At 35.6% G+C, this 19,148-nt stretch carries 16 protein-coding genes; 3 read left to right on the top strand and 13 right to left on the bottom strand.

The window, feature by feature from the left end; translation table 11 throughout:
- Nucleotides 1-833 precede the first annotated feature (833 nt).
- Both AC4BBR_RS06485 and AC4BBR_RS06480 read left to right on the top strand, forming a co-directional pair.
- Nucleotides 834-1,715, top strand: a complete 882-nt coding sequence (locus AC4BBR_RS06485) for a LysR family transcriptional regulator (RefSeq protein WP_490461729.1) — start codon at nt 834-836, stop codon at nt 1,713-1,715.
- Between the two features lie 27 nt (nt 1,716-1,742).
- A complete protein-coding gene (locus AC4BBR_RS06480) occupies nt 1,743-2,636 on the top strand; it encodes a LysR family transcriptional regulator (RefSeq protein ID WP_490461728.1) in 894 nt (297 codons plus the stop codon).
- A gap of 215 nt (nt 2,637-2,851) precedes the next feature.
- On the opposite strand, the gene AC4BBR_RS06475 is transcribed toward AC4BBR_RS06480, so the two are convergent.
- The 11 genes from AC4BBR_RS06475 to AC4BBR_RS06425 all read right to left on the bottom strand — a co-directional run bounded on the left by AC4BBR_RS06475 (nt 2,852) and on the right by AC4BBR_RS06425 (nt 14,999).
- Nucleotides 2,852-4,648: a glycerophosphodiester phosphodiesterase family protein gene (locus tag AC4BBR_RS06475; RefSeq protein ID WP_490461727.1), complete on the bottom strand. Its 1,797-nt coding sequence runs from the start codon at nt 4,646-4,648 to the stop codon at nt 2,852-2,854.
- Nucleotides 4,649-4,897: 249 nt separating this feature from the next.
- Nucleotides 4,898-5,839 (bottom strand): riboflavin biosynthesis protein RibF, encoded by a 942-nt coding sequence (gene ribF / locus AC4BBR_RS06470; protein WP_490461726.1) that lies wholly within the window; start codon nt 5,837-5,839, stop codon nt 4,898-4,900.
- Between the two features lie 17 nt (nt 5,840-5,856).
- Complete coding sequence (truB, locus tag AC4BBR_RS06465; protein ID WP_490461725.1) at nt 5,857-6,777, bottom strand: tRNA pseudouridine(55) synthase TruB; 921 nt, start codon at nt 6,775-6,777, stop codon at nt 5,857-5,859.
- A 229-nt stretch (nt 6,778-7,006) separates the two neighbouring features.
- Entirely contained in the window at nt 7,007-8,275 is a 1,269-nt protein-coding gene (locus AC4BBR_RS06460; protein ID WP_490461724.1) for a coiled-coil domain-containing protein, read from the bottom strand.
- Between the two features lie 205 nt (nt 8,276-8,480).
- Complete coding sequence (gene rbfA / locus AC4BBR_RS06455) at nt 8,481-8,831, bottom strand: 30S ribosome-binding factor RbfA (RefSeq protein WP_490461723.1); 351 nt, start codon at nt 8,829-8,831, stop codon at nt 8,481-8,483.
- Between the two features lie 33 nt (nt 8,832-8,864).
- Nucleotides 8,865-11,423, bottom strand: a complete 2,559-nt coding sequence (infB, locus tag AC4BBR_RS06450; protein WP_490461722.1) for a translation initiation factor IF-2 — start codon at nt 11,421-11,423, stop codon at nt 8,865-8,867.
- A 12-nt stretch (nt 11,424-11,435) separates the two neighbouring features.
- Nucleotides 11,436-11,738 (bottom strand): YlxQ-related RNA-binding protein, encoded by a 303-nt coding sequence (locus tag AC4BBR_RS06445; RefSeq protein ID WP_490461721.1) that lies wholly within the window; start codon nt 11,736-11,738, stop codon nt 11,436-11,438.
- The gene (gene rnpM, locus AC4BBR_RS06440; protein WP_490461720.1) at nt 11,731-12,027 is read right to left on the bottom strand and encodes an RNase P modulator RnpM; all 297 of its coding nucleotides are present in this window, start codon (nt 12,025-12,027) and stop codon (nt 11,731-11,733) included. Before rnpM ends, AC4BBR_RS06445 begins: the two co-directional genes overlap by 8 nt.
- 18 nt (nt 12,028-12,045) lie before the next feature.
- On the bottom strand, nt 12,046-13,215 hold the full coding sequence (nusA, locus tag AC4BBR_RS06435) for a transcription termination factor NusA (RefSeq protein WP_490461719.1): 1,170 nt from the start codon (nt 13,213-13,215) through the stop codon (nt 12,046-12,048).
- 113 nt (nt 13,216-13,328) lie between these two features.
- The gene (gene rimP, locus AC4BBR_RS06430; protein WP_490461718.1) at nt 13,329-13,802 is read right to left on the bottom strand and encodes a ribosome maturation factor RimP; all 474 of its coding nucleotides are present in this window, start codon (nt 13,800-13,802) and stop codon (nt 13,329-13,331) included.
- 366 nt (nt 13,803-14,168) lie between these two features.
- On the bottom strand, nt 14,169-14,999 hold the full coding sequence (locus tag AC4BBR_RS06425) for a CPBP family intramembrane glutamic endopeptidase (RefSeq protein ID WP_490461717.1): 831 nt from the start codon (nt 14,997-14,999) through the stop codon (nt 14,169-14,171).
- A 382-nt stretch (nt 15,000-15,381) separates the two neighbouring features.
- Here AC4BBR_RS06425 and rnhC point away from each other — a divergent pair, with 382 nt between their 5' ends.
- Nucleotides 15,382-16,311 carry a ribonuclease HIII gene (gene rnhC, locus AC4BBR_RS06420; protein ID WP_490461716.1) on the top strand — a complete coding sequence of 310 codons (930 nt, stop codon included), beginning with the start codon at nt 15,382-15,384 and terminating at the stop codon, nt 16,309-16,311.
- A 303-nt stretch (nt 16,312-16,614) separates the two neighbouring features.
- On the opposite strand, the gene budA is transcribed toward rnhC, so the two are convergent.
- Entirely contained in the window at nt 16,615-17,328 is a 714-nt protein-coding gene (gene budA / locus AC4BBR_RS06415; RefSeq protein WP_490461715.1) for an acetolactate decarboxylase, read from the bottom strand.
- Nucleotides 17,329-17,341: 13 nt separating this feature from the next.
- On the bottom strand, nt 17,342-19,003 hold the full coding sequence (alsS, locus tag AC4BBR_RS06410) for an acetolactate synthase AlsS (protein ID WP_490461714.1): 1,662 nt from the start codon (nt 19,001-19,003) through the stop codon (nt 17,342-17,344).
- Nucleotides 19,004-19,148 lie beyond the last annotated feature (145 nt).

Raw genomic sequence — 19,148 nt, 5'->3', positions numbered from 1 at the left:
TCGTTTATGTAACCATCCATATCCCTTTTTACAAAGTAAACGTCAGGTCAGAAGCATTTAACCCTGAAAAACACGAGGGGTTCCTTCTGATCCTGCCAGTTATTTGCCTCATCCTCTATAAACAATTTTTTTCTATCAACCTAAAAAGTAATAGCGTTAAAATTAAAATGAAATGGTTTAAATTCGTTATCAACAATATAATGGATAGAGCGTGGGACAAAACGAAAGATCAGTTTTGTTTCACGCTCTAAATCCGAATAAACGGCGAGAAAAAAGCAGCGACTACGCTTCGCTCCGATCACATTGTTGTAAATCACGAAGAACAAAGTGATTCGATGATGCACAATACAAGGTGTCTGAAAGACACGTTGCTTCCGTTACTCTCTAAGTGCTAAAGCATTTAGAAGTTGATGGCTTCGGAAATAAGCTGAAATTGCTGTGAAACACAGCGAGGTACGAGCTGATGTAGAATAGTACCTACTTGGTCACAAAAATTGGACAAGTAATTTTCGTGAATGCCCTCTTACTTCTCGGAGCTAAACGCTTTTGTCTCGGCCTCATGCAAAATCTAACATTCATCATTTCTTATTAGAAGACAATATACTAATAAAAGCCTTCTCAATTGATATGCTATCGTCAATTGAAGAGGCTCTTTTCTTATTTATTTTCAACAACTCTTTACCTTACTAGACAGATTGTATTCATTTTAAATTAACAATAAATATTATTAATTTTTTATATATTTTTTCAAAAAAATAACTATTTTATCGAAATTTATTTTATCTTGTATGTGATTAGTATTTTATCTTTACTTGAACGAAGGAGATGGGGAAATGAAATTGAAACACTTAGAATTTTTTTTAGCCTTATGTAAAAACAAAAGCTTTACAAAAACTTCAGAAGAATTAGGTATTTCTCAACCCTATCTAAGCACACATATTCGTGAGTTAGAACTGGAGCTAAATACTCAATTGATAACAAGAAATTATGGTAATAATAAACTGACATCAGAGGGGCTTGTTTTAAAAAAAAGAGGAGAAAAGATTTTTCAGGAATTTGACCTAGCGGTTAAAGAAATTAACTTATTGGTTCATACAGGAGAAACTGCAGCGATTAAAATCGGTACTAATTTGGCAGACACAGATTATTTGATTGCTAAATTAGTAATAGAATTTCACAAACACTATCCCTCTGTTTCACTTGATTATGGGTATTATGAAAACTTAGAAGAAGTGCTAGAAAGCAAAGAAATAGACATAGCTATCGGTATCTTGTCGGAAACAAATACTAAAATAACGAGTGATTTGATTTTCTCAGAATCCTATGTTGTTTTCACTAGCATTAAAAATCAGTTATCCTATTTAAAAGAATTATCAGTGGATCAGTTACTAAACATACCTTTAATAAACTATTCAACGCAAATTTACGAAAAGAAACTAATCAATTCTTGGATAGAGACAGAGCATCCTGAACTTAAAGATAATCGATGCTATGAACTGCCTTCCACAATTTCAATATTAAATTTAGTCGATCAAGACTTTGGGATAGCTTTTCTTCCATACTCATTGACAGATTCGCTTCCCCTTTACTTGAATGTTACCTCTGTTGAAATAATTGATGGTCCGTTTAGAAATATTTCCATTGGTTACTCTTCAAACGCTCCACTCTCAAAAACTCATGAATACCTAATTGAACAGCTTCAATATATTTTTTAATTTGTATTTTGAAAGGAGTAAATTATCATGGAACTAACGCATTTAAATTATTTTTTAGCACTATGCGAACAAAAACAATTTACTAGAGCTAGTAATAAACTTGAGATTTCACAAGCTGCGCTAAGTAAACAGATAAAAAACCTGGAAGATGAAATCGGAACAGCTTTATTTTTTAGAAGCGGTGGAGAATGTCAACTTACTCCTGCTGGAGAAATATTAGAAACTCATTGTTGGCGTATCAAACAAGAAATGTTTTATATCGGTGAAGAAATTAAGGACCTCTCAACCTCAAAAAAATCTGATTTAACAACAATCAATGTTTCTCTTTTTTTAAATGATCTAGAATTCAAATTAAATGATACCCTTTCCACTTTATTGAACGAATATCAATATTTAAGAATAAATACCATTGTTTCGGATAACATTTTCAAGTCACTTGAAACGTTGGAATCTGATATTGGGATTGGTCTCTCTATAAAAAATGTACCTTCTACAATAAACAAAATAGATATTTATTCAAATGAATATAAAATTATCATGCGAAAAGGACATCCAATTTTAGACAGTTCAGCAATTACTTTGGATTTATTTGATGACTATCCTTTTATTTTTTTCAAAAAAAACTTTCTTGAAACAAAAACAATTTATAATTGGATGGCTACTAATCTTCCCAAAAGAACGAAGGAATACGATATTCAAGTTGATACGACGGAATTAATCCTCTATATAGTAAGCAACACTGATACTTTTTCTATCGTCCCGGAGTTTTTAGAATGTCATTTTGATGATTTAAACATCACTTCAACCAACCATGAAAGTCTTCCTATTAGAGTGATGTCCATCTATTATCTTAAAAATAAGTATATAAGTTCTCAAATAAAGCAAGTATTGTCATCTTTTACGAATGCTTCATTTTATTGAATCCTATAAACTGATAGGATTCACAAAATGAGGTACCTTCCCAAAAATTGTATTTTTCACGTACAATTTTCGGGAATCGCCTCAAAATATTTTATTGTCTATATTAGAGATAACGCCAAGAAAAAAATTTCGGAATTATGAGTGAAATATTTTTATCTCGATCATCTGCTATAATTTGTCACTTTCTTTTTTCCAGTAGATTCCGAAGTTTTTTATCAGTCATAATCTGTGGTCAAATTATTTATTCCTAATGCTTCCATTTTCTTAAATTCGCTTTGAGGAACCCCCCACAAATTAACTGACAATCCTTTACTTTGAGCCATGGCAACCAAGTCCGCTCTATCAACCACACTTTCATACTTGATATCTAAACCTGCATTTCCACCTAAGCTACTTATTTGAGTAATCATTTGCTCATCTAAAGTTGTTGCTAAAAATTGGACTTGAGTATCGGGAAGTCGTTTCTTCATTTCCACTAAATTCAAATAATCAAATGAGATAATGACTGCCGTATTAGTCATATCGTAAACACGAATTAGATTCGCTAAACTATCATAATCATTAGGTTCAAGATTTTTGGCTTTAATTTCTATAAAGGGAATGCTTTTTTTATTATGCATGATCATCAGGAAATCCTCTAAAGTTGGAATAACTAACTGATCTTGAGAATAGCTTCCTTTGTTTGAGCCTTGATCGATACGTAATTCTCTTATTTGCGCTAATGTTAGGTCACTGATTTTTCCTTTCCCGTTAGTCATTCGGTCAACAGTTTTATCGTGCATGATTACCCATTGCTTATCTTTCGTCAGCCAGATATCCGTTTCAGTCCCCCAGCTATCGGACTGCTGAAAAGAAGGAATAGAGTTTTCAGGTGCAACTTTATGATTACCGCGATGCGCTACATAACGAATATCATCCATCATTTCACTGATTTCAATATTTTCTGCAGAAATATATCCTTCAGTCGTTCGATAGATTTTTTTATCCGAATTAAAGACAATTCCTTTTACATAAGCCATACTATTAGCAGATAATTGTCGGATTGATTGGGACATATCTCTTTTTTGGAATAGGGTTGTTTCTTGCATAATACGAATACGAACTGGACGCCTAAGAGAAATTTCAGCTGTACCAGTAGCCTCACTCTTAGCTCTTAAGCCATTCATTGTAGTAAATTCCGCTGCAGCAGAATACCTTCCATTAGTAAACTCAAAATCCTCATAATCAACGTGAATTTTATAAACATTATCTGCTTGTCGAATTGCCTCGTAGACTTTTTTATCACTTTGATCCACTTTTGTCCAAACTGGAACTTGTAATTTTTCAATATCAGCCATACTTTTCGTTCTGACATTCACATCAAACTGGCCTTTGCCGACTTGCGCGCCATCAATTTCAGCTTCTAGAGTGGGTTGTTCAACAACAAACTCCCCAAACTCAACTAGCTCAGTGTTTCCATTTTCTTTTGTAATCAATAGTTTAATTTGATAATGACCAGGTTCTTGATGTTTTTTTACGAAAATATCTGATTCCCACGTACTACTTTCAGGGTGATAAACACCTTGGTACATTTGCAGATCATTTGGACCATTTGATTCACCGAACGTTGGAAATTCAACTTTTTCTATATGTTTCACAGTAGATAAATCAGCACTCACTCGATAAACTGTCTGTTTATTATCCCTATTCAACAAACGAAAGACAGGACGCGTTCTAGGATATTTGACAGATATATTTTGCCTTCCGATATCGTTAAGCGGTTCTGAAAATTTAGAATTCACACGACTTCCTTCTAGTATGGTCTCATCATCTTTATAAAAATTTATAGTAGATATATTTAAATTTGACGGTGAAACTCGATAACCGTCATAGGAAAGATTCGTATTATCTTGGTAATCTAAGTTAATATAAAACCAAATGAAATAAGTGATTCCACCTAAAATAGCTACTATAAATAAAATCAGAAAAATAACCCGTTTATTTTTTCTTATGTCATTTCGTTTTTTCTTCATACTTTTCCCCTCGAATACATTGCTTTTTCCTTAAATGTCATACTTACAGTATAACAATTTCTTTCTATCTAGTGTAGAAAGATTTTTTCTTTTTTTGGGGAAAAACTTTATTCTCTGGTCGAAACAAATATCCTTAAGACTTCTCTATTGATTTTTTTTGCTAATCCGTTAATAAGAAAACTGTATCAATAGCCAATAAAAATCATGCTAGTTATCAGTTTATTAGATAGTTTTGAATATATTTCAAGATTAATTTTTCAAAAAATAATCGGCAGTATCTTGTTCATCTTGTTTTAACTGCACGATTAAATTTTCTGCTCCGTCAAACTTAACCTGATCTCGTAAATAATGATTCCAGCGTAAAGATACTTGTTCACCATAAATATCTTGATTAAAATCTAAAATATAGACTTCTACTGTCAATTCACGACCATCACCAAAGGTATCATTGTGTCCGATTGAGCCCATACCAATATGCCATTTGCTTCCAACTTGGATTTGTACAGCGTAAACACCAATCCTAGGTAAACGAACCGTACTTTTTACTTTGATATTGGCAGTAGGAAATCCTAACAAACGACCTCTAGCATCACCATGTACAACAGTTCCATCCGTTTCATAGACGTAGCCTAATAATTCAGTAACTTCTTCCATTCGGCCTTGTTCCATCATTTCACGAATCCTTGTTGAGCTAATTTTTGTTCCGTCTAACTGTTCCTTACTTACAGTTATAACCTCAAATCTATCTTTAGCATAGCCAGGTAAATGGGCTACATCCGCTATATCCTTAGGCCCATATGTATAGTCAAAACCAGAAACTGCTACTTTAGCATGCAGTCCAACGATATATTGATCCACGAACTCTTGTGGTGCTAGCTGAGCAAAGGCCGAAGTAAATTCAACCACATATAAAATATCTACACCAAGATTCTTCATCAATCGTTCTTTTTGTTCTAAGCTATTCAAATATTTCATATTCTCAGGCAGAACTTTTTGAAAAACAATGGAAGGATGCTGATTAAACGTCATTACTGCTAGTTTCAAGCCTTTTTTTTCCGAGATATTCTTACCCGTTTCAATTACTTTTTGATGTCCACGATGAACACCGTCAAAAAATCCTAAGACCATCACAACGTCATTAGCTGGGATTTGCTCTGGATTATAAGGATGTCTAATTGGAATAATTTTCATGTTAAAACTTCTTTCTATTAATTATTTCGTAGCACTTTACTAGGTTTCAATACATTTGCTTTAGTTGGATGGGGCATATATAAACTCACCACTTGATCTTGATAAAATAAGGCGACTAACTCTTGAGGCATCTTGTTCAAACCCAATTCAGCTGGTGTTAATCGAACACCATTTTTGACTTTTGAGTAAAGTTCATTTGATAAATTGATACGCTGAAATCGTTCAATAGCTGTTTCAATAGGTAATAGTGTCTCATTAATTTCATTTTGCGCCATTTTTTCTGCAACTTGCTCTAACGTCAAACTTTGCTTAGCCGTTAAACCACCACTTGCCGTACGCGTTAAATCAGACATATGGGCAGGTACACCTAAAGCACGGCCTGTGTCAACTGATAACGTCCTAACATATGTTCCTTTTCCGCAAACGACTCTAAAGCGCCAGCTTTGTGTTCCATTTACTTCATCAAATTCAGATTCACTTGTCCGTTCAAAAGAATAAATCATCGCTTTTCTCATTGGACGTTCAACTTCTTCACCATTTCTAGCATATTCATATAAGCGTTTACCGTTGACTTTGACTGCAGAAAACATCGGTGGGGTTTGTGTGATAACGCCTGTCATGGTCTGCATAGCAGCATCAATTTCTTCGTTTGAAAAAAGTTTAGGCAGCGTTACTTTCTCCACTATTTCTCCACTAACATCTTCTGTTGTCGTAGAAAAACCAAGTGTGATTTCTCCTTCGTATGTCTTACCAGAATCAACCATATATTCAATGACTTTCGTCCCTTTTCCGATACAAATAGGTAAAACCCCAGATACATCAGGATCTAAAGTACCGCCGTGACCAATTTTTTTCGTATGTAAAATTTTCCTTAGCTTGAAAACACAGTCATGACTTGTCATGCCCGCTTCTTTCCATAAAGGTAAAATACCGTCCATCTAATCGTTCCTCCAAAATTTAAATATCAACTGATTTATTATAGCATAGAAGATTATAGAAATTCATTTTTTAAAACAGGTTTCGATAATAGTAAGTTGAATATATAAAAATCAGCTACCGAGATAAATGATTTTGACTAAAGATAAAAAAGCGTAAAACAAAACACCTAAATAGGTTTTGATTCACGCTTCTATATTAATGCGAATTGAATTTCATTAAATATTGTTATTACGCAGAATGACCAACAATTACTCCACCAGCATACCCGAATCCAACACGTGTCATGCCAGGGTTTAGCTCCCAATCTCGGTGACCTGTTCCTGATGGTGATGACATATTCGTCTCATTATACCAAGCCATGATGACAGAGTTACCTGGTGCAAACATAAAGGCAATTACTTCATCTCCTCTATTCCAGTGATCTGATGGCACTTGGTAATCTTGCATAATTGAAGCACGACCGGAAGCTGCTGCTGCAAGTCCTGCATCCCAACTCACTGGACTCAATCCATGAGCAGCTCGTAAAGCGTTTAGCGCTTGAAACGTTGCATCACCAGAAGTAACTGGCGGCTCTGGAATATCAGGTCTGTCTGATGGTTTAGTGCTTTCTTGGTTGTTTCCGTTATTCCCTGTATTAGAGTTCCCTGTAGATTGATTTGCCTCATCAGTATTAGACGGTGTCGTAGTATTTTCCGTAGTACTATCACTTTGGGCAATTGCTTTTTCAGACGTATTTGAAGTATCAGGCTTTGTCGTATCCGTTTTAGCAGTATCAGTCTTTTTAGCTTCTTTCTTTTTTGCTTCATTTGCAAGCTGAGCCTTTAGTGCTTCTTGCTGTTCTTTTAATAGTTTATTTTTTGAACTTTCTGCACCAGATGTTTCAGAATCGACTTCTGCTTTTAGAACATTCAAATCTGCTTGTTTGGCAACAAGGTTTTCTTTTTCTTTTTCAAGCTGAATCTCTGCCTTTTCTACATTAGCCAAATTGGTTTGAATATCTGATTTTTTACGTTCAACAAGTGCTTTGTCTTCTTTTTGTTGTTTAACTAAATCATTATTTGCTGTCATAATGGAAGAAATTGCTTGTACTCGTCCGACGGCATCTGTAATTGATTCTGAATTTAAGACAATATCAAGAATTTGAGTTCCTTGTCCATTTACTTGAACATTTCTTCCTTGTTTTTGAATCGCTTCTGTTCTTTTATTGATTCGTACATCTAATGTAGCAATATCTTTTTTTAATTGTTCAGATTCTTTCGTTAATTCTGTTTTTTGTTTATTGAGCGAAACTCCTTCATCAAAAATCGAAGAAATTTCTTCTTCTAATACGTTAATTTGCGCTGATACACCTTTTTGTTTTTCTTTTAATGCTGAAATTTCTTTATCTTGTTGTTCTATTTTTTTATCAGTTGTCTCAGCTAACGAACGAATCGGTAGCATTATTCCTGCAACTGTAACCATACTAACTATTAATAATGACAAGTTCTTTTTCCTCACTATTAACCCTCCATTTTCTTCAACAGTAACTTTGATAAGACTGGTTTCATATATAATAGCATAAATTCTATTTATTTGATTGGTAAAATTATTACAGTTTCTTTCAATATAGTTACAAAAAATAAGTGTATTACAAAAAAATAAGTAAAAAGCCGAAAAGGAAGGATCCTCTTCAGCTTTTGGCTTTTTAGATAATTTATTTTTTCTATTCACCTTGATTCAATTTACGAATCAACTCATCAATATGATTACCATATTGAACAGATTCATCCTTTTCAAAAATCAGTTCCGGCGTTTTATATAAGGTCAAATGTTGGCCTAATTCTTTACGAATCAATCCTTTGGCTTTATCTAATCCTTGTTGCGCTTTTTGTTGATCAGAAGCTAGATCAGATAACAAACTGTAATAAATCGTCGCTTGTTGCAAATCGCCAGTTACTCGAACATCGGTAATTGTAATCTCTTGCACACGTGGGTCTCTTACACGTTTTCTCAATATATCATTGATTTCACGCATAATTTCTTGACCTACTCGGCGGTCACGATAATTTGCCATACTGTTTCTCCTTCTTTCTTACTCTATTTGGTATTATTGTTTGATTTCTTCCATAACAAAGCCTTCAATTACATCGTCAACTTTTAGATCATTGAAGTTTTCAACCATTGCACCACATTCAAAGCCGAGTTTGACTTCTTTAGCATCATCTTTGAACCGTTTCAAGCTAGATAGTTTGCCTTCAAAGATAACGATTCCGTCACGAATCACACGAACACCACTATCACGACGGATAGAGCCTTCTGTTACGTAACAACCAGCAATCGTTCCAACTTTTGATACTTTATACAGTTCACGAACCGTCATTTGACCGGTAATTTTTTCCTCAAATTCAGGGTCAAGCATCCCTTTCATTGCTGTTTCAATTTCTTCGATTGCTTTGTAGATGATACGGTGTAAACGAATATCAACTTCTTCTTGATCTGATTGTTGTTTCGCTTGTGGTGTAGGACGAACGTTAAATCCAATGATGATTGCATTACTTGCTGCGGCAAGTGTCACATCACTTTCATTGATTGCGCCAACAGCCGAGTGAACGATTTTCACACGAACGCCAGCAACTTCGATTTTTTGCAAGCTCGCTGCAAGAGCTTCAGCTGTCCCTTGTACATCCGCTTTGATAATCACATTAACATCTTTCAATTCGCCTTCTTTTAGGCTTTCGAATAAGTTATCTAAGGTTACACGATTATTAGATGAACGTTGTTCAAGCTGTGCACGTTTGCCACGTTCTTCACCCGCTTGACGAGCTGTTTTTTCATCTTCAAAGACTACAAAACGGTCACCTGCTTGCGGTACATCATTCAATCCAGTGATTTCAACTGGTGTCGCTGGACCTACGGCTTTATCACGACGGCCAATATCATTTGTCATAACACGGACACGTCCAAATGTATTTCCGACAACAATTGGATCTCCAACGCGTAGTGAACCTTGTTGAACAAGTAATGTCGCAACAGGTCCTTTTCCTTTATCTAAACGAGCTTCGATCACTGTACCGATCGCACGTTGTGTTGGATCTGCTTTTAAGTCTTCTACTTCGGCGATTAAAAGAATGTTTTCTAGTAATTCGTCAATGTTTTGGTTGAATTTCGCTGAAATGTTTACGAAGATTGTATCTCCGCCCCATTCTTCTGGAATCAAGCCATGTTCGCTTAATTCTTGTTTCACATGATCTGGATTGGCACCTGGTTTATCGACTTTATTGACAGCTACGATAATTGGAACTTCAGCGGCTTTTGCATGGTTAATTGCTTCAACAGTTTGTGGCATTACACCGTCATCTGCTGCAACAACTAGGATCGTAATATCTGTGATACCAGCTCCACGAGCACGCATACTTGTAAAGGCAGCATGTCCTGGTGTATCTAAGAACGTAATTGGTTTACCATCGATATCGATTTGATAGGCACCAATATGTTGCGTGATACCACCTGCTTCACCAGAAGTTACACGTGAATTACGTAATGTATCAAGCAATGTTGTTTTACCATGGTCAACGTGACCCATAATGGTTACAACTGGTGGACGTGTCACAAGATTTTCTTCAACTAATGCTTCTGATTCGAAGAATTTATCAATATCAGCTACATCGATTTGAATTTTTTCTTGTGGTTCCATACCATAATCTACTGCTAACAATTCAATGGTTTCTTTATCTAATGATTGGTTTTGATTAACCATAACACCCATCATAAATAGTTTTTTGATGATTTCAGCTGGCTCGCGGTGGATTTTTTTTGCGATATCGGCTACATTCATTCCTTCTGTATATTCTAATACATCTGGCAATTCACGGAATTTACGTGCTGGTACTGCTGGTTTTGTTGATTCTTGGTATTTACCTTTTTTGCCTTTTTTGTTGAATCTGTTGCGGTTTTGGTTATTATAGCCATTACGGTTGCGATTTTGACCGCCACCACCGCCACCGAAACTATTGTTGCGATTTCCAGTATTGGTATTGTTACGGTTTTGATTTCCTTGCGTGTTGTTGCTAGTTTGTCCTTGTTGCGGACGGTTTTGATTTCCTGCTTGTGTCGCTGGACGAGTTTGATTTGTGTTTTGAGTATTGTTACGGTTTTGATTATTTTGCTGTCCTGTTTGAGCTGGACGAGTTTGATTATTTTGCTGAGGACGATTTTGTTGTCCTTGATTTGAACTGTTTTGAGTCATATTTTGGCTGCTTCCTTGCATGTTACGATTTTGGTTGTTGCGGTTTTGGTTATTTTGTTGTCCTTGTTGCGCTGGACGGTTTTGATTTTGGTTATTTTGTTGCGGACGATTTTGTTGTCCGTTTTGTTGTTGCGGTCTTTGTTGATTTTGGTTTGGTCTATTTCCGTTTTGGTTAGCTGGTTTTGGATTTGCTGGTTTTGTTTGCCCTTGTCCACTTTGTTGTGGCTTGGCTGCTGGTTTTTGTTGTGCAGTTGCAGGTTTATTTCCTCCAAATGAGTTGCGAAGTTTTGATTCGTCCTCAGAAGAAATTGCGCCCATGTGATTTTTCACATCCATACCTAAAGCATGTGCTTTTTCGACAACATCTTTACTTGATTGATTGATCTCTTTTGCTAATTCATAAATTCTTTTTTTCCCCATGCAATCACCTTCCTAACCTTTGATTAGTTCCTTGAACTTCGTCGCAAAGCCCTGATCATTGATACCGATCACCATACGCGTTCTACCGATTGCGTGACTTAATTCTGAATGAAAAAACGACTCACAGCAAGGAACATTATAATAAGAACATTTGTCCTTGATTTTTTTTCTTGTATTATCGCTAGCATCAGCGGCAACAAAAACGAACTTTGCTTTATTGCTGCGGATATCACCGATGGTCAATTCTTCACCGGTCACTAGCTTTCCAGCTCTCATAGCCAAACCTAATAAATTCAATATTTTTTCTTTATCCATTGCCGAACAGCTCATTCCGTGCTTTTTGGTGTTCAACATAGTCTAATAATTCTTGATAAAAAGCATCTGTCAATGTCGTTTCCAGCACGCGGTCTAAAATATGTTTGTCCCAAGCTTCTTGGACTTCTTTAGGCTCAAGTGAAACATAAGCACCTCGTCCTGGCATTTTACCCGTTGGATCGATCGCAACTTCGCCTTCTTTTGAGCGTGTGATTCGGACTAATTCTTTTTTCGGTTTCATTTCACCTGAAACAACAGATTTACGCATCGGGATTTTTCTTTTTTTCATTTTATTCCCTCCAGATCGTTAGACTTGTTCTTCGTCTTCTGCAGTTTTTTCTTCAAACTCGACATTTTCATAATCATCAGCGGTCATATCAGATGCCACAATAGCCTCATCATGTTCTTCTTCAGTAGCTTCTTTATTTTCTGCATAATAAGCTTCCATTTCAGATTCAGGTTTGATATCGATTTTAAAGCCAGTCAATTTAGCTGCTAAACGAGCATTTTGACCTCTTTTACCGATTGCAAGCGATAATTGATAATCTGGAACAACTACTGTACAGGCTTTGTTATTGTTTGGATCGAAAATAACGTCGACTACTTGCGCTGGATTCAATGCATTACTGATGAAGACTGCAGGGTCTTCGCTCCATTCAACGATATCCATATTTTCGCCTTTAAGTTCATTCACGATTGCTTGCACACGTTGGCCTTTTGGTCCTACACATGTTCCGACAGGATCAATGTTTGGATCCGTTGAGCGAACTGAAACTTTCGAACGATCTCCTGCTTCACGAGCGATGCTGACAATCTCTACTATTCCATCATACACTTCTGGGATTTCTTGTTCAAATAATCGCTTCAATAAATCGGGATGGCTACGACTAACGAAAACTTGAGGTCCTTTTGAGGTATTTTCAACTTTTGAAACGTATACTTTGATCCGATCATGAGGTTGATAAAACTCGTTTGGCATTTGATCTTGCTTTGATAAGACAGCTTCGATCTTACCTAAGTTCACATAAATATAGCGACGGTCTTGTCTTTCAACAATCCCTTGCATAATATCATTTTCATAAGCGCTAAATTCGTTATAAATAATGTTTCTTTCTGCTTCACGAACACGTTGTAAAATAACTTGTTTTGCCGTTTGAGCGGCAATTCGACCAAAATCTTTTGGCGTTACTTCAAAACGAATTTTATCGCCCATTTCATAAGCTTTGTTAACTTCCATCGCTTCTTTCAATGATACTTCTAATTGAGAATCAAAGACTTCTTCTGTTACTTCTTTAACAGCATAAACATGGATATTGCCTTTTTTACCATCGAATTCTACTTCAACGTTTTGGGCTTGCCCATAATGTCTTTTATATGCGGAAACTAATGCTGCTTCAAGTGCATCAATCACAATCTCTTTAGAAATTCCTTTTTCAGCTTCTAATGCATCTAGTGCATTTAACATTTCTTTGCTCATTTTTTTATCATTTCCTCCTACTGTTTAAATGAAATGTGAACGGAGCTGATCGACTTTTTGCAGGTCGACTCTTGCATCTCGTGATAAGCTTTTGCTTAATCGTTTTACATATTTTAAAACTGAATTGCTAAACGAGCTTTTGCAATGTTTTTTCGTTCAAATATATAATCTTTGACTCTTGTTTTGACTTTGACTGTCAAGGTCAACTGATCTTTATCTACTGTTTTTAAGATACCTTCAAATTGTTTTTCACCTTCAATTGTTTGATAAAGTGAAATATGGACGTATTCTCCAACGGCTTTTTCATAGTCGCTTTCTTTCTTCAACGGACGTTCAGCTCCCGGAGAGGACACTTCCAGAAAGTACGCTTGCGGAATCGGATCGGGATCCATAGCTTCAAGCTTATCATCTAGCTGTTCACTGATAAGTGCACAGTCTAAGATATCAATACCGCCTTCTTTGTCAATAAAAACACGGAGAAACCAGTCTCTTCCTTCCTTGACAAACTCGACTTCTACAAGTTCAAAATTTTGTTTTTCTAAGATTGGTGTGACTAACTCGGTAACAGTTTCCACAACACTACTCAAAATTTTCGCCTCCTTCGAGATTTATGTAACGCACTAGTCTTATTAAAAAAACAGAGTGAACCGTTCAGCACTATCAAAATATAGGAATTATTATTTTAATAACTGTCTTTTTTCAGTCGCGTTGGTTCATACAGCTAGATCATAGAAGCAGATAAGACCAACATTTCATTCTATGTTACTCCATTAAAAAGAGTGAGCAGAAATCCGCTCACTCAAACTAGTATCATTACTTATAAAGTATTTTACCATAGATTTTATAAAAACTCAAATTTAGGCTAATAGTACCAGAATCTCGTGTCCTATTCATTATAATAATCTTATAAAGATACTTTTCCCATGAAGAATCGATCAATTTCTATCGCTAAATCAAACTATTCTGATAGACCGTTTTTTTAAACAAAGACCAATTATTAGAACAACAGAAATGAAAATTGAACAAATCGTCAAAATCTGATCTGCAGTTAATCCTAATAAATGCTGATTGTACGTTACTTTTAAAAGTCCATCATCCGTTTCAATCCCAAGCAACATAACAGTAATGTTAGTTGTCGCGTGAAATGCACTTACAAAAACTAAACTTTTCGTATGGTTAAAAAAAAGCATAAAAAGAATACCAGCAACAAATAAATCAACCATTCCAACTAAATCAAAATTATTCCATAATTCCATGTGCATAGCGACAAAAAGACCAGCAGGCACTATAAGTGCAACTCTATTTCCGAAAGCAGAAAATGCTTCTGGAAGTAACCCTCTAAAAATAGTTTCTTCGACTACAGCCATGCCAATGAAAGTTAAAACACCTGATAAAGTAGATAACCAATTAATATTCAACCCTTTGTAGTCTATATTAGCGCCCAATAAAAATAATATTAAAAACAATAATAATCTCATTGAAATCCCAAATAGAAAACCAAATCCTATTTTTCTTATGCTTCCTTTTTTAAAGAAGTCAACAGTTTCAATTGAGTTTGGATAATGTTTTTGATAGTAACGTAAGGTTAACAGTATCATCAGCGGCGTACCTATAATTCCTGTCAAGGCATTTGTTACTTCAACCACAGTTTCATTGATTCCGCTACGTCCAAAAACTATAACCGCTATCCCTAATGGAACACCTAATGAAATAACCGCAGATAGCAAAGCATACATCATCGTTAAAACAATTCTCCAAGCACTTTTTAATTCCCTTTTTTTCATTTTATCTCTCCTTTTAGCAATATATATAAGAATAACAACCAACAATTGTTCTTATACCATAAATTACCGACAACACTACACTCATATGTCAATTTTTCTTTTAGCAAAAATAGTAGTGAACCGACGAAAAACAACGAATATTCAATGTAAATTCGAGTATATCATCCTCAATAATCAATAGCCAGATTTTTTGAAGATCATATGTAATAAAATAGACTAATGAGAATCTATTACTGATCTTTCTCCTCTTTATATCAACGGTGTTTTCTGCATGTTATTTACACTATACCTTTCCTAATTTGCTCTTCTCAAATGAACCTCACTTCACTTTTCTTTTGTTTTGTTTTACTATAGATTAAGGAGAATTGAAAGGAGCCTCACTATGTCCCAAACTCAAGTAATCAAAGTCACCAAAGACACTATAAAAAAAATGCGTTTATACTATGAAAAAAAACGTTTAAATAAAAATATCCCTTATACTGAATTTGTAGCAAAGACGGACGATACAACCATTACAGCTTATACTTCTGGAAAAGTTGTATTTCAAGGTCCTGATGCTGAGAACATTGCATCTAAATGGGGAAATTCGCTACAAAATAAAGCTTCAAAAGGCTACTCTACACAAAAAAAGACTACATTACCTGAAAATTTTAATCAACTTTCCGTTTTAGGTAGTGATGAAGTCGGAAATGGTAGTTACTTTGGTCCTGTCACAGTATGTGCGGCATACGTTGACAAAGCAATGATCTCAAAATTGAAAGCTCTTGGTGTAAGAGATTCTAAGGAATTAACTGATCCACAAATTGTACAACTTTCGGCGATCATCAAAGAACTGATTCCTTATAAGTTGTTGATCGTTGAGCCGGAAAAATATAATCAAATTCAGCCAAAATATAATGCAGTTCATATGAAAGTTGCATTACATAATCAGGCTATTCATTTACTTTTAAATGAAATTGCACCAACTAAGCCTGAAGCAATTTTGATTGACCAATTTACTCCTGAGACAAATTATAAAAAATATGTACGAAGCGAACAAAATCAAGTCAATGAAAAATTGTACTTTATTACTAAAGGTGAACAATATCACGTAGCTGTTGCGGCGGCTTCGATCATTAGCCGAGCAACTTTTTTAGAAGAATTGGACAAAGAATCAAAAGAATTAGGGATGAAGGTACCATCTGGTGCGGGCGCCGTTTCTGATAAAGTTGCAGCCAAAGTTTTGGCTAAAGGTGGAATGGAATTACTAAGTAAATATGTAAAACTTCATTTTGCAAATACAGAAAAAGCGAAAAAAATTGCTTCAAAATAGGAAAATAGAGGCCGAGACAAAAGCGTTTAGCTCCGAGAAATAAGAGGGAATGCAAGAAAATTGCTTTTCAAATTTTTGTGACCAAGTAGGTAATTCTACATCAGCTCGTACCTCGCTGTGTTTCACAGCAATTTCAGCTTATTTCCGAAGCCTTCAAAACTTAGTGCTTTAGCACTTAGAATTTGATGTGATCGGAGCGAAGCGTAGTCGCTGCTTTTTTCTCGCCGTTTATTCGGATTTAGAGCGTGGGACAAAACTGATCTTTCGTTTTGTCCCACGCTCTTCTACTCTTAGTAAGTTTTGCTATTCTGCTTCTTGAATTTCTTTATCCAAATCCGCATAATCAATTGCTGTGTGGATAAACGTCTCATCATTTTTAGGAAAATGCTGTAATAAAGAATCCATCGGCTCAATCTCTATCGTTCCAGATTCCAATTTAAAATCCATTAAATGTCCGCCAAATAATTGATCGTCGTCAATAAAATGCAAATGAAAATCTGCTGCAGCAACTCCTTGAAATAACTCTGGGGTAAAGAAACCAAGTACAGTACCAGTAACGTTTCCTTTAATAAACTCTGGCTGTTCTTTAGACACTTCAACTAACCTTTTGTATGGTTTTTGTTGTTTCGGCATCACTCGAATATGGACTTCTTTGAATGCGCCATGAATTTTGATCGCATGAAAAAGATTTTCACTTTTTAAATGTTCGCGAATCAATCTAATTATTTTTAAGCTATCCGCAAATCCATCCACTGAAAAAGTAATTGTCGGCTTAAACGTCGTTACTGCTGCATAAGGAGTCTCTTGTTCCTCATTGACTGCAATCAAAGCGCCATCTTCTCTTCCTTGAAAAGCTTTTCCATCTAAAATAATTAATTCACCATCTAATTCAGATAAAGTACCTATCCCAAAATCACCTTTTTTTAAAATATTAGCAATCGTCTCAGTTCCATCCATCAATCCTGCCATTAAAGCGCCTAAAGTCCCATGCTGATACAAAACTGTTTCTTTTGTCATCTTTATCACCTTTCTAATAAAACTGATCTGGTAAAATTGTTTCGCCTAATTTTTCGTTGTCTTGATAATCGATCGGAATATCGATCACCACCGGTCCGTCTGTGTCAATCCCCCTCAAAATTGCCGCTCGTAATTCTTGAACATTTTTAGCTCGTAATCCTTTTGCTCCAAAGGCTTCAGCATACTTAACGAAATCTACTGGACCAAAATCAACTCCTGAAATCCGATGATATTTTAACTGCTCTTGAAATTCGACCATGTTATAGCGTCCATCATTCCAAATCAAATGAATAATTTTCAGTTTCTTGCGAACTGCTGTTTCAAGATCCTGGGCTGAAAACAAGAATCCACCATCACCTGAAACTGATATTATTTGTGTGTTAGGTCGAATTAATGCTGCAGAAATTGCCCAAGGAAGTGCTACGCCTAATGTTTGCATGCCATTACTAAAAAGCAAATGTCTTGGTTCATAACTTCTAAAATGACGAGCCATCCAAATATAGTGGCTACCAACGTCAACAGTTACCGTCATCTCATCTGTTACAATACTTTGCAAGGTATCGATGACTTCTAAAGGATGAATCAATCCATTTTCTGTTCGCTCTTTTACATCATCCCGTTTCACTAGGTTTTCATGCAATGTTTCCAAATATTTTGTGTTTTTTCTGGATAACATTTTCGCCTGAATACTTGGTAATAGAACAGTTAACGTTTCTGCAATATCACCGATCAATTCCCGTTCTGGTTGAAAATATTGATCGATTTCAGCAGGTGTGTCATCAATAACTATAATTTGTGCTTCCCCTTCAGCGTTCCAATTTCTAGCCTCATATTCAATTGGATCATAGCCTACTGCGATAACTAAGTCGCTACGTTTTAACAACATATCGCCCGGTTGATTGCGAAACAAACCAATTCGTCCAAAAAAATGGTCTTCCAATTTTTTAGAAATCACCCCAGCTGCTTGGAAAGTTTCAACAACTGGAATTTTCGTTTTAAGTACAATTTCTCGAATTGCTTTTGCTTCCTTTTCAGTCGAAGCTCTCATACCCACTAATAGAACGGGTAACTCTGCTGCTTGAATTAGTTCAGAAAGATATTGTATATCTTCTGACGAAGCAGAACCAATTTTCGGATCAATTAACGGTCTGATACTATCAGATTCAACGGAACCATCGACAACATCTTGAGGGATACTAATAAAACTAGCACCTTTTTTAGACGATTTCGCCAACCGAAAAGCATTTGCTAGGACTTCTGAAATGGTCTCAGGATCTTGAATTTCCGCACTGTACTTGGTAATCGGTTCAAATAACGCTGCATTGTTCATGCTTTGATGCGTTAATTTTAGTAAATCGCTTCGCTTCACTTGACCTCCGATCGCTAGTACAGGATCTCCTTCTGCTGTAGCTGTCACTAACCCTGTCGCCAGATTACTCGCTCCAGGTCCACTTGTCGCAACCACTACACCTGGATTTCCAGTCAAACGTCCAACTGCTGCTGCCATAAACGCTGCATTTTGTTCGTGACGAGTTACGATCAATTCTGGACCATCATCCACGAGTGCGTTGAACAAACTATCGATCTTTGCTCCTGGAATTCCAAAGACATAATTAACTTGGTGGTTTTTCAAGCTTTCTACAATCACTTCAGCGCCATTTTTGCTTTTATCCATCTTCTGTTACACTCCTTTTATAATCGTGTTCCTTTCCATTAAAGTACTTATTTAAAAAGAAATAGAACGAACAATCAGTAAAAAACGTCTTCTTTATAGTACAGTTAAATAACCTTTTTTTTATTATAGCATGCAAACTATTTTT

The sequence above is a fragment of the Enterococcus sp. AMC1251 genome (genome assembly GCF_058216535.1).
Note: the sequence above shows the minus strand (reverse complement) of the source record. Positions and strands in the feature narration are given on the sequence as shown.

Bases quoted from the DNA above. Each gene is read 5' to 3' on its own strand.
- AC4BBR_RS06485 (WP_490461729.1), top strand. From the start codon at position 834: ATGAAATTGAAACACTTAGAATTTTTTTTAGCCTTATGTAAAAACAAA.
- AC4BBR_RS06480 (WP_490461728.1), top strand. From the start codon at position 1,743: ATGGAACTAACGCATTTAAATTATTTTTTAGCACTATGCGAACAAAAA.
- AC4BBR_RS06475 (WP_490461727.1), bottom strand. From the start codon at position 4,648: ATGAAGAAAAAACGAAATGACATAAGAAAAAATAAACGGGTTATTTTT.
- ribF (WP_490461726.1), bottom strand. From the start codon at position 5,839: ATGAAAATTATTCCAATTAGACATCCTTATAATCCAGAGCAAATCCCA.
- truB (WP_490461725.1), bottom strand. From the start codon at position 6,777: ATGGACGGTATTTTACCTTTATGGAAAGAAGCGGGCATGACAAGTCAT.
- rbfA (WP_490461723.1), bottom strand. From the start codon at position 8,831: ATGGCAAATTATCGTGACCGCCGAGTAGGTCAAGAAATTATGCGTGAA.
- infB (WP_490461722.1), bottom strand. From the start codon at position 11,423: ATGGGGAAAAAAAGAATTTATGAATTAGCAAAAGAGATCAATCAATCA.
- AC4BBR_RS06445 (WP_490461721.1), bottom strand. From the start codon at position 11,738: ATGGATAAAGAAAAAATATTGAATTTATTAGGTTTGGCTATGAGAGCT.
- rnpM (WP_490461720.1), bottom strand. From the start codon at position 12,027: ATGAAAAAAAGAAAAATCCCGATGCGTAAATCTGTTGTTTCAGGTGAA.
- nusA (WP_490461719.1), bottom strand. From the start codon at position 13,215: ATGAGCAAAGAAATGTTAAATGCACTAGATGCATTAGAAGCTGAAAAA.
- AC4BBR_RS06425 (WP_490461717.1), bottom strand. From the start codon at position 14,999: ATGAAAAAAAGGGAATTAAAAAGTGCTTGGAGAATTGTTTTAACGATG.
- rnhC (WP_490461716.1), top strand. From the start codon at position 15,382: ATGTCCCAAACTCAAGTAATCAAAGTCACCAAAGACACTATAAAAAAA.
- budA (WP_490461715.1), bottom strand. From the start codon at position 17,328: ATGACAAAAGAAACAGTTTTGTATCAGCATGGGACTTTAGGCGCTTTA.
- alsS (WP_490461714.1), bottom strand. From the start codon at position 19,003: ATGGATAAAAGCAAAAATGGCGCTGAAGTGATTGTAGAAAGCTTGAAA.